General features: G+C 50.5%; 16 protein-coding genes and 1 pseudogene. 13 read left to right on the forward strand and 4 right to left on the reverse strand.

Going from position 1 to position 13,997, the window contains the following annotated elements; genetic code table 11:
- Positions 1-435, forward strand: a pseudogene (locus OEL57_RS07795) (GTPase-activating protein); the annotation flags it as partial.
- Positions 436-544: 109 nt separating this feature from the next.
- On the opposite strand, the gene OEL57_RS07800 reads toward OEL57_RS07795, so the two are convergent.
- Entirely contained in the window at positions 545-2,377 is a 1,833-nt protein-coding gene (locus OEL57_RS07800) for a tetratricopeptide repeat protein (RefSeq protein ID WP_300739336.1), read from the reverse strand.
- A 216-nt stretch (positions 2,378-2,593) separates the two neighbouring features.
- On the opposite strand from OEL57_RS07800, the gene OEL57_RS07805 reads away from it, so the two are divergent.
- The 12 genes from OEL57_RS07805 to OEL57_RS07860 are packed head-to-tail and all read left to right on the forward strand — an operon-like array spanning position 2,594 to position 12,611.
- Complete coding sequence (locus OEL57_RS07805; protein ID WP_300739339.1) at positions 2,594-3,031, forward strand: hypothetical protein; 438 nt, start codon at positions 2,594-2,596, stop codon at positions 3,029-3,031.
- Entirely contained in the window at positions 3,028-3,606 is a 579-nt protein-coding gene (locus OEL57_RS07810) for a hypothetical protein (protein ID WP_300739342.1), read from the forward strand. The genes OEL57_RS07805 and OEL57_RS07810 overlap by 4 nt, the downstream gene beginning before the upstream one ends.
- Before the next feature lie 8 nt (positions 3,607-3,614).
- Complete coding sequence (locus tag OEL57_RS07815) at positions 3,615-4,355, forward strand: RNA methyltransferase (RefSeq protein WP_300739345.1); 741 nt, start codon at positions 3,615-3,617, stop codon at positions 4,353-4,355.
- The gene (locus OEL57_RS07820) at positions 4,352-4,639 is read left to right on the forward strand and encodes a SemiSWEET family sugar transporter (RefSeq protein WP_300739348.1); all 288 of its coding nucleotides are present in this window, start codon (positions 4,352-4,354) and stop codon (positions 4,637-4,639) included. The genes OEL57_RS07815 and OEL57_RS07820 overlap by 4 nt, the downstream gene beginning before the upstream one ends.
- Positions 4,636-5,220, forward strand: a complete 585-nt coding sequence (locus OEL57_RS07825; RefSeq protein ID WP_300739351.1) for a LemA family protein — start codon at positions 4,636-4,638, stop codon at positions 5,218-5,220. Before OEL57_RS07820 ends, OEL57_RS07825 begins: the two co-directional genes overlap by 4 nt.
- A 21-nt stretch (positions 5,221-5,241) precedes the next feature.
- Positions 5,242-6,147, forward strand: coding sequence for a TPM domain-containing protein (locus OEL57_RS07830; RefSeq protein WP_300739353.1), 906 nt, complete (start codon positions 5,242-5,244; stop codon positions 6,145-6,147).
- A gap of 59 nt (positions 6,148-6,206) precedes the next feature.
- Positions 6,207-7,025, forward strand: a complete 819-nt coding sequence (locus OEL57_RS07835) for a hypothetical protein (protein ID WP_300739355.1) — start codon at positions 6,207-6,209, stop codon at positions 7,023-7,025.
- A gap of 13 nt (positions 7,026-7,038) precedes the next feature.
- On the forward strand, positions 7,039-8,148 hold the full coding sequence (locus OEL57_RS07840; RefSeq protein WP_300739357.1) for a hypothetical protein: 1,110 nt from the start codon (positions 7,039-7,041) through the stop codon (positions 8,146-8,148).
- A gap of 9 nt (positions 8,149-8,157) precedes the next feature.
- Positions 8,158-9,288 carry a hypothetical protein gene (locus tag OEL57_RS07845; RefSeq protein ID WP_300739360.1) on the forward strand — a complete coding sequence of 377 codons (1,131 nt, stop codon included), beginning with the start codon at positions 8,158-8,160 and terminating at the stop codon, positions 9,286-9,288.
- A 32-nt stretch (positions 9,289-9,320) separates the two neighbouring features.
- On the forward strand, positions 9,321-10,445 hold the full coding sequence (locus tag OEL57_RS07850; protein ID WP_300739362.1) for a hypothetical protein: 1,125 nt from the start codon (positions 9,321-9,323) through the stop codon (positions 10,443-10,445).
- A 33-nt stretch (positions 10,446-10,478) separates the two neighbouring features.
- On the forward strand, positions 10,479-11,741 hold the full coding sequence (locus OEL57_RS07855) for a hypothetical protein (protein ID WP_300739364.1): 1,263 nt from the start codon (positions 10,479-10,481) through the stop codon (positions 11,739-11,741).
- A 33-nt stretch (positions 11,742-11,774) separates the two neighbouring features.
- Complete coding sequence (locus tag OEL57_RS07860; RefSeq protein ID WP_300739366.1) at positions 11,775-12,611, forward strand: hypothetical protein; 837 nt, start codon at positions 11,775-11,777, stop codon at positions 12,609-12,611.
- A gap of 56 nt (positions 12,612-12,667) precedes the next feature.
- On the opposite strand, the gene ruvA is transcribed toward OEL57_RS07860, so the two are convergent.
- From ruvA to OEL57_RS07875, 3 genes are all read right to left on the reverse strand, one after another.
- The gene (ruvA, locus tag OEL57_RS07865) at positions 12,668-13,270 is read right to left on the reverse strand and encodes a Holliday junction branch migration protein RuvA (protein ID WP_300739368.1); all 603 of its coding nucleotides are present in this window, start codon (positions 13,268-13,270) and stop codon (positions 12,668-12,670) included.
- On the reverse strand, positions 13,267-13,803 hold the full coding sequence (ruvC, locus tag OEL57_RS07870) for a crossover junction endodeoxyribonuclease RuvC (protein WP_300739370.1): 537 nt from the start codon (positions 13,801-13,803) through the stop codon (positions 13,267-13,269). Before ruvC ends, ruvA begins: the two co-directional genes overlap by 4 nt.
- Positions 13,803-13,997 (reverse strand): peptide-methionine (S)-S-oxide reductase (locus OEL57_RS07875; RefSeq protein WP_300739372.1); only part of this gene is annotated, 195 nt, incomplete at its 5' end. The genes ruvC and OEL57_RS07875, both read right to left, overlap by 1 nt.

Consider the following 13,997-nt stretch of genomic DNA (forward strand, 5'->3'; position numbering starts at 1 on the left):
CTGGAAAGCAGTAACAGCACACTGAATGTCTACCGGCTCTCCAGCGATCTGACCATGTGTATTCACGCACTTCTGCAGGGAGAGGCACGGTATCGCGCCCAAGACCTCTCGCTGATTGATATCAAGGCATTGCTTGACCGGGTAAAGAACGAGCAGATGAACTGCTGTCTGCGCATTTATACCCAGGAACGCTCTGCCATGATCTTTTACAAGGAAGGCAATCCACTGGGCTTTTTTCATGACGGTTCTCAGGAAATCGAAATATCACCCGGGGACTCCCAACAACTTACTCAGGATCCTGCAGCCAAGCTTGACATGTATAGCACGGTTAGTGCCGATGAACTGATGGCTCACGACCTTCTGGATATCATCAATGTTACCAATGTATGGAAAACAGCAGTCAACCGCAATCAAAGCAAGACAGCCGATTCCTGACAAAATCGTCATAAATTGGCACTAAAAAGCCCTGTCACAACTCCGTGGCAGGGCTTTTTAGTGCCAACAAAAACAAACGAGAACAGGATCCCGAATGCTGTTACAGGGTCTACTTCAACTCAAAATCCAGCAACTCATCCTCACTAAAATCAAGCCCACCAACTGTTTTCCCTTCAGAAGCATCATGCAACCGGGCAGAAACATCACGATAGGCTGGATCAAGCTGTTCCACCTCTCCCAACAACATCCAGGCCTCTTCACTCTTGCCTAAAGCGGTATAGGTCAATGCCAGTTCATACTTCAAGGCGCAGCTATCCTCCGGGGTTAGTGCTGGCGAAGCAAGCAATGCGCGCAAAGCACTTTCAGCAAGTTGCAACTCTCCCTTATCACGCAGACAAGCGCCCTGCAAAATCAGGCAACTCACCCGACGCTCCGGATCTTCTGCCGCCTGGCGCAAGGCGTTAATCGCCTCGTCATACAGACCCATTTCATAAAACGCCAACCCCAGGTCATACTGAGACTGAGCATCTCCGTTATCCATCCCTTCACCAAAACGGACCTTACCTGGCTGGGTCTTTATAGTATCAAAGATATCATTAACCGTTTCAAACCAGGTATCCGCAGGTGCCGGTGCAGAGCCGCCAAGATCATCGTCAAGCTCAACCTCAATCTCATAGAAATCAGTATCCTGTGAAACACTGGTATCAACAAAATCGCTGACATCCAATTCGCGTGGCCCGGTTTCAGAAAGGGGTTCGACGACAACCTCTTCAGAAAGACCGGGCACTAGTGGTTCAAGCTCTATTTCAGGCTCCGACTGCGGTTCATCTGAGACCGGTTCAGGCATTACACTTTGGACAGCAACGGCAGCCTGACCTCCCAGTCCGGCAAGCGAGCCGATTTTAGCTGCAAATGAAGCCGCCTCTTCACTGTTGCCTGCCGCTTCACAGACCCGTGCGCACCCCTTCAGGATGCGGATATTGATCGGGACCAGATCATTCAGCGTCAAATAGAACTCTCGTAGCGTTCCTGCTGCACCGCCTGCCAGAAAAAGCTGTTCACTTTCATCCAACAGCACTAAGGCCGCAGCTGAATCCTGCTCCTCAAGCAGACAACGGATCAATTGTTCACGGGGAAATAATTCAGAGGGAAAAAACTTGATATAATGCTGGCAGACCGTTTTAAGACGACTGCTATTACCAAGCACACGGTAGGCCAGCACCAGCAGACGCCAGGCCGGCAACCGCTGAGGATCGGCTTTAATCAGGTTTTGAAGCAGGGCTGCTGCCTGTTCTGCGCTGCCGTCATTAATTTTTTGTTCGATCACAGAACAGGTAAAGTCAGACTGCTCAGGAAAAAGCTGGGAGATCCGTTCTGCGAGACGGCCAAAAGTAGCATCATCGCGACGTTCTACCAACAGCAGCCCCAGCGCCCTGAATGCATCCTGTGACTCTTCCAGTTTACCTTGCTGAAACAGCACCTCAGCGTATTTCAATTTTATGTTTGGATTATTGGCATCAATCCGCTGCATCGCCTCAAGGGCCTTCAGCGCCTCGGTATAATTCTGCAAAGTCTCATAGTGATCGTAAGCCCGCTTGTATTCGGCAAGCGCATTGGCAGAGAGGCCATGCTTCTCATTCAGTGACGCCAACGTAAGTGCAACGCCAATATCATCAGGAAACAGTTTTTCAATCTGTTTATACACAGCAATCGCCTTCAGATAAAAGCCGTTTGCCGTCAGATTTCTACCAATGGTTTCAAGTTCTTTACGAGCATCATCAATACGCTTGGATTTGGCGAGCAACTCAGCAAGACGTTGCCTGACCCGCAGATCACCGGGATCCACCGACAACGCATCCTGAAAACAGGAAATAGCCTTATCAGTCTGACCTTTCTGCAGCATTTTCTGGGCATCAGTAAGCAGTTTATCTTTTTTACTCAACGAATATACCTCAAAGCAACAATCCGTATAGAATAACCATAATTATGTAAACATAGTGTATACCTTACCCACTGTCAAGCCGTACATCGCTAATTTTACAAACAGTTACGCCAAAATCAACATTCCGATAATCCTTTGACAGCGACCGCCAAATACAGTACCTATTAAAGACGCTTTACGACACTCCATTACAATTGATGAAGCGAGAGAGTACCAATGCTGATCTTGCCGCGCTCAAATCCACTTTACGAAAACCTGTTAGTTCAAAAGATCAATCTGCCGGACGCCATGAAAAAAATGGGAGCGGGTGGTTTTACCGGCTATCTTGGCTACGGCTCAAACAGCTCGGAAGGCTACTTTATTTTTATTAAGGGTGCCCTGATCAGTGCCCTGATGCTGGAGGGAAATAAACGTAAAAGCGGTTTTGAGGCATTTACCAGCCTGTTTACCCATGCCCTTCTCGAGGGTGGTGCCATCAACGTCTACCGCATGACCGTCGATCTTGCAGTATGCACCCAGGCCCTGCTCCATGGCACAGTTATACTCAAACCTGAGCAGGTCAGTACTATTGATCTTAAAGTCGTTTTTGCCCAGATGAAACTTCAAATGCTAATGGCACTGCTTTATTTTCAACAGCTGAGCGCAGTGCCATGATCTTTTACAAGGATGGAGCACCAATCGGTTTTTACCACGATGCGGCACAACAGATAGAAACATCTCCAGCGGAATCGCAGCGAGTTGCTGCTCTACCTGGGGCTCGTATCGAAATCCGCAGTACTCCGTCTGCTGATGAATTGCTACACCATAACTTTCTTGAAACACTCAATATTGATCGACTCTGGCAGGCTTCCGTCAGCCGACATGCTGCCAGCCAACCTCAAACAGCACCAAAAGCAGAACCGGAACCCAAACCAGTACCCACAGCTGTTAACGCTCCTGCCCCGGAACCTGAGCAAGTTCAAAACAGCGCAGACCATGAAGCTCAACTGCTTGAGCTCGTTGACGACCTACAGGAAATAGCCAAGGCCTATCTAGGGCGTCAGGGATCCGATCTGGTGGACAACCTGATTGATCTGGTGGGAGGTAAAACCGCCTTGCTTGACAGCCAAAAGGTCACTGCCTTCCTTGCTGCAATGACAGCACAGTCATCTGACATCGATCCTGATGCAAAAATTGAAGAAATGATTGATCTTATGCGTTCCGAGATAGCCGGACGCCTTTCAGTCTAGGTATATAGATGCAACTGTCTCTTTCAAAATGTACCGTTATTTTGGTTGAACCCCAGTTTCCCGGCAACATCGGCATGGTTTGCCGTGCCATGAAAAACATGGGGCTTTCCCGTTTGCGTCTGGTAGCTGGCTGCGACCACCTGCATCCCGAAGCGTTCAAATTTGCCGTCTCTGCCAAGGATCTGCTGGAGCAAGCCGAGCTGTTTAACAGCCTGCCCGAAGCCTTGGCAGATATCAGCGTTTCCATAGCAACAACGCGCCGTAGCGGGAAATACCGCCAAGATCTACTCAGCCCTCCCCAAGCAGCCCAGGCACTACTACAGGCACCTGGTTCTGCAGCGTTGGTTTTTGGGCGGGAAGACCACGGACTTTCAACAACAGATCTTTCTCTCTGCACCCTACAGGCAACCATCCCCTCAAGCTCAGAATATGGCTCCCTCAACCTCTTTCAGGCAGCCCTTATCTTCTGTTATGAGCTGTTTGGCGCTGCTTCTGCAGTAACAGAAGACACTGCACAGCGAACCGTGGCACCATCCGGCGAATTGGAACCTCTTTTTTCCCACCTGGAAAGCACCCTACTGCGAATTGGACACCTGAATCCCCAAAATCCTGACCATATCATGCGCTCACTGCGCCGAATTTTCTTCAGGTCGGGACTTGACAGCCGTGAGGTGGCCATCCTGCGCGGCATGCTATCACAGATTGACTGGGCTGCGGGAAACTTCAGCGACCGCAAAAAGACACCATGACACCTACCTTCATCGGCCTGATTGCCGGGTTACTCACCAGCATTGCTTCCCTGCCGCAGGTTGTAAAAACATGGCGCAGTCGCCATGCACACGACCTTTCCATATGGCAGCCACTGCTGTTATCGTTCGGAGTTGCATTGTGGCTGATCTACGGTATGCTTATTGGTGATACACCTTTAATCTTGGCCAACATCACACCATTGGTCTGCAACCTGCTGTTAACAGCGATGAAGATAAAGTTTTCCGGCAATGACAACACACACAACGAGGAGGCACCTGTATGAAACGGATTTCAATGCATCTGCTTGGTCTGGTACTTATCTCTATGCTTTCAGGCTGTGGTTACAACACCATGCAGGCCAATGAAGAAGCAGTCATCGCTGCCTGGGGCAACGTAGAATCCTCCTACCAGCGCCGCAACGACCTGATTCCCAATCTGGTCGAGGTGGTAAAGGGCTATGCCAAGCATGAGGCAGACACGCTCAAGGCGGTTACCGAGGCCAGGGCAAAAGTGGGCAGCATGCAGCTGAGTAAAGAAGTCATCAACGACCCTGCTGCCCTGACCAAATTCCAGCAGAATCAGGGTGAACTTTCCTCTGCACTTTCACGACTAATGGTAGTGGTAGAGAAATATCCGGACCTCAAGGCAAACCAGAACTTCCTTGACCTGCAGAAACAGCTGGAGGGGACTGAAAACAGAATTAATGTAGCACGGGAGCGCTACAACAAATCTGTCCAGGTATTTAACACCAGTATCCGAACCTTTCCCAACAGTATGACCAACTCAATGCTTTTGCACCTGAAGCGCAAGGAACCGTTTAAGGCTGAAGAAGGTGCCAAGGCAGTCCCCAAGGTAAAATTTTAACTGATTCCACACGAGGCCCTTATGCGTTTTTACGCCTACAAACTGCTACTGCTGTTCATCATACTACTTACCAGCCTGACGCAAACTGCTGCTGCCCTTGAAGCTCCGCCTCTTAAAGGCAGAATCAATGATTATGCCGGGATGTTGTCACCAACAGCCGCCCGTTCACTTGAACAAAAACTGGCGGCCTTTGAGAGGGAAACCACCAATCAGGTCGTGCTACTGACGATTCCGTCACTGGAGGGTGATGTTATCGAGAGCTTTGCAATACGGGTAGCCGATGCCTGGAAGATCGGTCAAAAGGATAAAAGTAACGGCGTCATTTTGATTCTGGCCAAGAAGGAACGCAAGATCAGAATTGAGGTTGGCACCGGGCTACAGGGTGTCCTGCCTGATATAACTGCCGGTCAGATTATTCGCAATGTGATTGCCCCAGGCCTTCGGTCCGGAAACCCGGATCAGGCAGTCAGCGCCGGACTTGGTGCAATTATTGATGCCACCAAGGGTGAGTTCAAGGCAACACCCACAGATAAAAAAGCCACTAGAAAGAAAAAGAGCAGTGGCTACGGCCTCTTTATTGTGCTGTTGCTGGCAGGTATCGTCATAACTGCTGTGGCTGGTTCATCCTCACGTACAGCCGGTGTGCTGGCTGGTGGTGTCAGCCTGCCGGTTGCTGCCGGTATTGGACTGGGGGCGGTGCTCTGGAAACTTGGCATCCTGGCACTTCTGGGTGGAGCAGCCGGACTTTTGATCAGCCTGCTTATGCGGCTTTTTAATGCCGGTGGTGGTGGTGGCGGATACGGTGGGGGCTGGGGTGGACCAACCATTTTCTACGGTGGCGGCGGAGGCGGATCATCATCCAGCGATGACAGCTTCTCAGGCGGAGGCGGAGACTTTGACGGAGGTGGTTCTTCAGATGATTGGTAATTTGCACTGCCTAGATTTTCTGGTATGCTGACCGCTATTCTAAACAAAGGACCAAAACTGTGCGTTTGATCTTATTAACCCTTTTCTGCTTTTCTTTAACGATTACTGCAGTAGTCGCGGCAGCCGGACCTAAACCTGCCGACGGTGAGCGCTTGCTGCTGATTCGAGCCGTAGGTGGCACCACTTCAGAAAAAGAACTGGCTGCACAGGCTGGAATCTATGACAGCATGGTGGAATATCTGACTGACCGCGGCTACCGGGTCGTTGATCGGGCAGCAGCGGAAAAGGCAGCCATACAGATTGCGGCAACCCATGAGATTGACCCGGTTCTGAACAAGGCTGCATCCTATGGTCTCACCTTTTTGGCTGAATACACAATCCATTTCAAAACTTCCACCATTGTAAAGGACCCGGAAAAAGGGATCGGCGCTCTGGTCAGGGTCAGTGCCAAAATTATTGACAACACCGGTGCGCGGATCATTTCCGCCAAGGTGGCTGAGGCATCATCTGGTGGGCATACGACTGAAGATGCCATTGACAAGGCAGCCAGAAACGCGGGTAAAAAATTAACAGAACTATTATCCAAAGGACTTGAACAGCATGTTACCCAGAACGGTAACGAAGGACGCACGGTCACCATGGTATTTGAAGGGAGCGAAGCACTGACTGAACGTCTTGTCCTGCTGCTGGAAAAAAGCACACTTGTTGCTGCAGTGAAAGAAGTTGAAGCAGGAGGCGGCAAAGCTACGTTAGAAATCATATGCAAAACAAGACGTGACCAGATTGAACGGGAGCTACTCAAACTTGCCTCCCAACAGAAAATTCAGCTTCAGAAAATCAGATCAGAAGGTAACCGCAGCACTTGGAAAATCAAATAGGAGGGACACACGTATGAAACGAATTCTGGTATTGGCACTCGGTTTGATGCTTATCAGCGTAAGCGCAGCATTTGCTGCAACAGTAACCGCCACAGGAGAAGGCCCGGCAAAGGATGTGGCATTGGCAACAGCCATGCGTCGTGCCGTTGAGCAAGGGGTCGGCACCTTTATCAAGTCAGACTCCACTGTCGTTGACTCTGCCCTGATTGATGACAAGATCCTCTCCCACAGCAAGGGATATGTCACCAGCTACAAGATCATCAAGGAAGAAAAAAATGCGGATGGTGTTGTTATCACCATCACCGCCAATGTTGATAACAAGCTGATCAAGGGCGACATCGATGCCCTTACCATCCTGCGCAAAAATGCTGTGGTGGGTAACCCACGCATCCTGGTGGCCTTCAGCAACAAATCCAAGGACAAGGTCTTTAAGGACAAAGAGTTCACTGAAGAGATCTATAACGGTATTGTTGAATCCCTGACCGACAAACAGTTCCGGGTGGTTGACAAGGCCTCTGCCGAGCGTTTTTCCATGCAACAGGCAGAAACCCATGAAATTGATGTGGACCTTAATAAGGCAGCCGCCTATGGCCTCAAGTTCCACGCCGAATACACTCTCTTTTACAATGTCAGTGGTGTGGTCCGTGAAGGCGCCATCGGCAAAAGTGTACTGGTAAACGTCAAGACACAACTGATTGACAATACCCGCTCTCAGGTTATTACCAGCAAAAAGGTTGAGCAGGCCGGCATGGGCCAGACTGTAGAGCAGGCCCTTGAAAAAGCCGCCCGTGAAGGGGGCAAGAAGATTGTCAATCCGATGATTGATGTCCTGCAAAAACACTGGATGGACCAGCAACAGAACGGCGCCATGTACACCATCATCATTGATGGCGTTGATGACCCTGAACAGATCGCTCAATTTACGGAAATGTTTGAAAAGTTCCCCTTGGCAACCGGCGCAAAAGAGGTTGAGTCCGGTGGTGGCAAGACCACCTTTGAAGCCACCTACAAAGGCAAGCGTGACCAGCTTGATCGCGACGTTATCCGCATTGCCAAGGAGCTGGGCTGGAGCATGAAAAAGATCCGCGCAGAAGGCGCCAGAAGCACCTGGAAAAAGCAGTAGGGGGAGATCATGAAAAGGATCATTATACTTGCACTGACCGCCCTCCTGGCACTAAGCAGCCTTGCCGGTGCAGATCAGTTTACCGCAACCGGTCGTGGTATGTCTGAAGATGCTGCAGTGGTAAGCGGCCTGAATAGTGCCATTGATATGGCGGTAAAACAGATTCTTGACGAGGACACCGTCAAGAAGAACAAGCAAAAAATCGCTGGCGCCCTGAAAGGCAAGACCAGGAAACTGGCCCGACTGGTACAAAAAGGGGAACCTGAGTTCACCGGCGCGGGGTACGAACTGCAATTAACCGCAGACGTAAATCTGAAGGCACTTGAGAACGAGATTAACGCATTGGGGCTGATGCAGGATGCCATGGGTAATCCCCGCATCATGGTGCTTTACAACCCCAACCTGCCCCAAGGGACCACTTTGGGCAACACCCGCGCTGACCTGGAAGCATTTTTTGACAACTCCTACGGGGCGATTGTTGAGGTACTGGCCGACAAAGGCTTTGATGTGATTGACAAGGCCTCTGCCCAGAAGTTCTCTGTGCAAGTGGCCGAGACCCACGAGATGGACCTCGACACCAACAAAGCCGCTCTGTACGGTCTTAAATACCATGCTGATCTGGTACTCTATTATCAGACTGTCGGTATTGGACGTCAGGGATACTGGAACTACACCGGCGGGGCGGCCAAGATCTTCCTGCGGGCTCAGCTGATCAATCCCAGCACCTCACGGGTGGTTGCCAGTAAGGATGTTGAATCATCCTCCCACGCTGGCACCCTGCAGGAGGCACTGTACCGCTCTGCAAAAGATGTGGGACACAAAATATCCAACGTCATGATTGACTCAATAAAAAAGAGCTGGAAGCGTGAAAAGTCTGGTGCCGGCACATTTATTATCGTCCTGGATGGTGTTGCTGAAATTGATGACGTGGCCAGTTTCAAGGATGCCCTCAAGACAATTCCCGGCATGGAAAATATTCGTGAGCGGGAGTCCGGTGGTGGCAAAACTACCTTGGAAATCAAGTCCGGTAGCAGCTCTGAGGCAGTCAAGAGTGCCATCAACAAAACCGGCAAACAACTGGGATGGACGCTCAAATTAATCCGCTCAGAAGGTGCTCGCAGCACTTGGAAACGCCAGTAACGCTATCACACTATCCATAGGAGGCTTTACCAATGAAACGTATCCTGTTGATTATGATTACCCTGGGGCTGGTACTGCTGCCAATTCTGGCTGCTGCTGAAGTACGCACCTACACTGAAATAGTCACCGTCAAGGTGGATGATGATGAATACACCGCCCGTAAAAAAGCAGAACAGCGTGGTCGGGAACAAGCATTGGAACACTATTTACGCGATGTCTACCCGGATCGGGCTTCAACCCTGAACCTGACCGGCGACGAAAAATACATAAAAGATCTTGAAATCCTCGAAAGCAGCGTTAGCGGCATGTTCAGCAAGGAGCTGAAGGCCAAGATCAGAATCACCATCAATGAAGAGGCAGTACGGGCTTACCTGAAACGCCAGGGTGCCGTTACTGGCAAAAATGAAGAGCGCCGCATCGTGGTTATGATCATCCCCGGCAAGATGGACACCGGTGATGCACCGATGATCCTGGACAACGTCCGGGCCGAGGTACGCCGCAGTCTGACTGCTGCCGAGTACACCGTGATTGACTCTGACGATGAAGCAGTGCAACAAGCCTTAACTGAAGAAGCTGACTACAACAAGATGGTCAAGCATATGAACAAGATTGCCGACCAGTTGGCAGACAAAGGCGAATGGCTGGTGCTGGGCAAGGTGGATGTCAGCGTTGCCCCCAGTGGTTCTGCCTATGTCTACCGCGCCATGATGACAGGTAAGACCGTCAGCCTGGCCAGCCGTGATCTGATGTGGGAAGGCAACCCTGACGGTGCAGCACGTGCCTCCAAGGACGAAGCCAAAGCAGCTATACGACTGGCTGCCATTGCTGGTGGTAAAAAGTTCGCCAGTGAAGTGGTTAACGCCCTCAACACCAAGACACTTACCCAGGAACGCCGCGGTGCACGTTTTGAAGTGGTTATGCCCACATCCGGCAACTACAAGCTTGAGCGCAAACTGCTTAAGATGCTGGGCGAGGAGATCAAGGGGCTGAAAAATGTCAGTCAGAAAAACCGTGGTAAAGGGGATATGGTTGTAGACCTCTACTATGCCGGTAAAATCAGTGATCTGGTCGATCTGCTGATCGACAATTTTGAAAAAGATGCCCAACTGAAGCGTTGGAACCCTGAAATTCAGGGCAACAAGGTTGTATTTAAGTAAGCACCCCACACAAACCACTTTGGAGGCTTTTCGATGAGGCACCTGCAACATATAAAATACTTATTATTAGCCACCTTGCTGGCACTGGCGACCAGCAGCCTATCCGGTTGTGCCACCGGTATGTCTGCACTTGAGTGTGGGGCTGAGTCCATGAACCCGACGGTTATGGCTGCGCTTGATTCATTTGAGTCTGCGGCCATATCAATCAAGCTCTCGAATCGGGTATTACTTAAATCACCGCTATCTGAACAGGATAGTTGGCCCAATGACCTTTTCGGCGCTCCTTCCGGTGGTGCATTATTCAAGATGGGACTATCAGCCTTTGCCTCATCCCAGGGGATTACGTTAGCCACTGAAATCGATCCAGCCACCGGCTGGCCACGCCCCACCAGCGCGCTCTACATATTCCTCAAGGAACGTGAGAAGCTGCTGAACAAGCATGTTAGCAGGCAGGACACCGCCTTCTTCAAGTCTCAGCCCCGAGATGTCTACTATCGGGAACTTGGGCCAAGAAAGAAGCCGGATACGGTTCATGAATATGTCTATCGCAACCCGCTCATGGCCTATGGCGTCGTGGCAAATAACAAAAAAGAGATGTTGCAGCTTGAGGAAGAGATCAATCTGACAGCCAATGGCTACACCCAGTGCGATGCCTTCCTGCGCACTGCCAGCTCAAACAGCACCGAAGAAATTAAGAAAGCAGCCTGCAAGGATCCGGCCCTGAAGGATGACGCAATCACTACTGCCCTCAAAGAAAAGACTGAAGATATGGCCACCATGGAAAAAACCTATGGCAAGCTGGCCAACAAAGTCTATTCGGCTTCTGTGGCGGGCGCTGACTTTTCCATGGCCTCCATGGTCAAGATCGGTTGTGCCGTTGTCAACGGCATCAGGGCCTACCCAAATATCAAGAATGAATTCAGCAGAATACGCGGCGTCTACAATGCCGCCATGCTTTTTCCACGCATAAAAATGGTTCTGAGTTCGCTGGGGATCTACAAAGACAACCTGGGCCTGCAGTACACGGTCTACAAGACCATGTACCAACAGATTAAAGGCAAGTATCAGATCAAGGATGAAGACCCGGCTGCAGAGCAAAAGACTAAAGAAGCTCTGGTTAGAATTGAGTTGGCTGAGGCAACAATGCAACAGCTTGAGCCAAAACTGTTACTGGCCTTTGCCGGAGAACCGGTTGAATTCAGTGATCAGGAAGCAAAACAGATGGAACTGCTTGCCGCCATGTTCCCGACCACAGACAACATGACCCAGCTGGCAGCACTTGAGCAACTGAAGTAAGCCGCTGAAAATTATCACACCAAGGAGCATATCATGAATCGCTATCTTCGTTATGCAGGGTTCTGTCTGGTTGCTCTGCTGCCCTTTGGCTGCGCAACTGCCCCACAGACGGTCTATGTCACTGAGGCACAGCAGGTTACGACCATGGCACTGGAACCGGTCAACCTTGATTCAATCGGCCTGAAACAGGACCTTGGTTCAAAATTCAACCGCCAGTTGCCATCGGAGATGACCGATGAACTGATGAATGATGTCCAGGCCCAGCTTGCCAACACCAAGCGATTTACCAAGGTATTGATGAACGCCTCGGACCAGGAAACCTATATCATTGAACCGCGTATAGAAAGCCTGAACTCATTTGAATCCCCTATGAACATGGATCCAAGCCGCAAGCTGGTCACCTTCAAGGCCAGAGTACGGCTTGATGTCAAGTTTATGAATACCAAGGGACAGATTGAGCTGGTAAAATCCTACAGCGATGACCGCAAGCTGGATACCAAGATCCCCAAACGGGAGTCCATGGCAGCTGAGAAGAAACAGGAATTCTTCAAACGTGCTGTCACCGTTGGTTTCAGAGCAACTGCTGACCGGCTGGGCATGGGCTTCAACCCAAGCTATGAGATGGGAAGTATCAGTCGGGTAAATGGCAGAATAGCCTATGTCCAGATCAACACCTCTAAGCTGCGTAAGGTACCGAAGAAACAACAGGCCATTGAAGTAGTTGATGACAACAATCAGGTTTTAGCCAGCATGGGAGAACTGCAGATTGAAGATGGAAGCATCTCTGGCCGCTACTTTGAAAAAGGTGGCGCTTCGGTAAAGGAAGGGATGAAAGTCAGGGCACGGGTCAACGCAATGTTGCAAGATTAACAACCCTGCGATTAGCAAATAAAAACCAAGCGGGGAGGCAGGAGTGCTTCCCCGCTTTATTTCATCAAAATCTTCAAGGCCTGTTTCAGCACCTCTTCAACAGAAGCCCTACCAGCACAATCCAGCTCAGCCAGCACTTTTCTCACCTGAACATCCTTATACCCAAGATTTAAAAGTGCTGAAGAAACATCATCCAGAACAGTACTTTCTGGCAACGAACGCCCGACTGTTTCAGCAGCAGAGAGGCTGCCGGTGTCCAGTTTGCCAGCTTTATCCTTTAACTCCAGCACCAGCCGTTCAGCGGTCTTTTTACCAACGCCAGGAATAGCCGACAACTTATGCAGATCGCCCTGCAGCAGAGCAGCAGCCAACTGAGGCGGCTGGATATTGGAAAGGATATCCCGAGCCAGCTTGGGGCCGATACCTGATACCGAAATCAGGAGCTGAAAAAAGGACTTTTCAGTGCGGGTACGAAAGCCGTAGAGCAGAATAGCATCCTCACGCACACTGGTATGAATATGCAGTGTGGCAGTACCTTCCTCGGGAAGCTCATAGTAGGTTGAGAACGGAATCATGACCCGATAGCCAACCCCGTGAACATCTAAGATAACATGGTCCGGTGATTTATAGGCAATCAGACCGGTTAACAGTGCAATCATGGTTTATAGTTCCTCCAGGAACTGGAACGACGTGATATCGCCACGGCCGGGCCTGACTGCTGCCGCAACTTATAGGAATTGATATGGCAGATTGCAACCGCGACAGCATCCGAGGCATCAGCCTGGGCAATTTCAGGCAGCCCCAGCAACGCCTTGACCATCTTCTGCACCTGATCCTTTCCTGCCCTGCCCTGCCCAACCACAGCCTGCTTGACCTGTGAAGCAGTATATTCAAAACCCGGCAGACCGGCATGGACAGCAGCCGCTATAGCTACCCCCCGCGCCTGCCCTAATTTAAGTGCCGCACGGACATTCTCGGAAACGTAGACATCCTCCACCGCCACTACATCAGGTGAAAACTCTCTGATTACCCGGCTGAGTCCTTCAAAAATCAACTTCAGACGATCAGGAAAACCGGTGGCCTTGTCAGTAAAGATGGCACCATTGTCAAGATGAACCAGTCGGCTGCCTTGCTGTTCCACCAGACCATAACCGGTGATGCGTGAGCCTGGATCAACACCAAGGACACGCACTAAAACCCGCAGCCTCCACCGTTTTTCTTGTGGTACTTTTGATGGTATTCCTCTGCCTGCCAGAAGGTGGTTGTGGGGGCGACCTCAGTCACCACTGAACGCTGATAGCGTCCTGAAAGATCAAGAGCTTCACGAGATGCCTCGGACATACCTCTTTGTTCTTCAGTATGGTAGAATATGGCTGAACGGCACTG

It is taken from the genome of Trichlorobacter sp., assembly GCF_030247655.1.
GTDB lineage: Bacteria > Desulfobacterota > Desulfuromonadia > Geobacterales > Pseudopelobacteraceae > Trichlorobacter.